Origin of the sequence: Winogradskyella vidalii (assembly GCF_013403955.1) — a bacterium.
Lineage (GTDB): Bacteria > Bacteroidota > Bacteroidia > Flavobacteriales > Flavobacteriaceae > Winogradskyella > Winogradskyella vidalii.
In genome coordinates this window covers 1-1,250 of record NZ_JABFDG010000039.1, presented here as the reverse complement: position 1 = coordinate 1,250, position 1,250 = coordinate 1, and the positions used below count along the sequence as shown (strand labels likewise).

Annotated in this window: 1 protein-coding gene; it reads left to right on the top strand. The window is 34.0% G+C overall.

Features of this window, described 5'->3' with window-relative positions:
• Positions 1 to 415: 415 nt before the first annotated feature.
• Positions 416 to 1,039: a hypothetical protein gene (locus HM982_RS18375; RefSeq protein ID WP_179354773.1), complete on the top strand. Its 624-nt coding sequence runs from the start codon at positions 416 to 418 to the stop codon at positions 1,037 to 1,039.
• Positions 1,040 to 1,250 lie beyond the last annotated feature (211 nt).

The window sequence follows — 1,250 nt, the reverse complement described above, 5'->3', positions numbered from 1 at the left end:
TCTGTGACATCAAAAACCAAATGGCTAATGTCTATTCCAAAATATTTAATATCTTTATTCATAAGAAATGTTTTTTTTAAAGGACAATCTACGCGAGTTTCAACGACTTAAAATCGAGGTCTTAAAGCCTCATAGAACTGTACGAAATCTGTGTAGAAAAGAGAGGGGATTTTCAATGTTGACGAGATCTGAAGTCTCTGCGTATATAATAACCTTACTCCTCTCTTTTGTTCTTTCTAATTTATAAATCTTAATTTAGTGTTTTTATTTAATTGCTAACTTAAGACGTGTATAATTAATTGCTTGGTTCTAGCCTACTTGCGAAAATTCCTGCGGAATTTTCTCTGGTCCGTAAAAGTTTGCTAAATTAGCTACCCAACCACGCAACTAACCATACACAAACACGTTGTAGGTAATGCTGAAAAAGACAATTTACATATCAATCATTTTGACTTTGACATTAGGTTGTGGAAGTTCTAAGTTTATCGTAAATCACGGAGTTGTACTCGAACCGGTTTCCGAAGAGATAAAAAGAGAAATAAAAATTCTTGATTTAGAAAAAAGCACAGGAGTGGTATTTCCGAAAGAATATGAAGCCGATTTCAATATAGGTAGATTATCAAATAGATTTACACCGACTGAAAACGAAATCAGAAAAGCCGAAATTGAAATAAATAAACAGTATTTGGATTCCGACAAAAGATTTGCCTACAATCAAAATTTTGTGAGATTTAAAGACGACCCAGAATGGACTCTTGAGGAAAGACAAAAGGACTTCCAAAACCTGATGAAATGGAATAAAAAGGAAGCAAAAAAGAGCATAAAATTTGACCGACAATATTTAGGGTTTATTGAAAACGGACAAAAAATATTAGTAATTCAATTTATTGATTTTAGTCAAGACCCTTATGGATTAAAAGACCAATTGACAAAAAGCTGGATTGGAGGTTGGCACGGTTGGTTTGAAACAAATGTTAGGCTGAAAGAATATAATATGGAAACAAAAAAACTGAATAGTTTCGGATGGCCACAATTATAAAAGCACTACCTACAACAATGTATAACCGCAATTACGGCGGATTCGACTACGTCCGAATCCACTCGTAATTGCTAAGGTCTGTGTCAAACCGAAAATTAACGCATATTAACCCGTAACTGACGGTTATACGAGACCGTTGTAAGTAATGCCGAAAAACCCAGAAACCGAGTGAATAAAACGATATTTGAAATTACCAAAATGGACTGTCCTT

Excerpts from the sequence above, each read along its gene's own strand:
- HM982_RS18375 (WP_179354773.1), top strand. The coding sequence starts at position 416 with ATGCTGAAAAAGACAATTTACATATCAATCATTTTGACTTTGACATTA.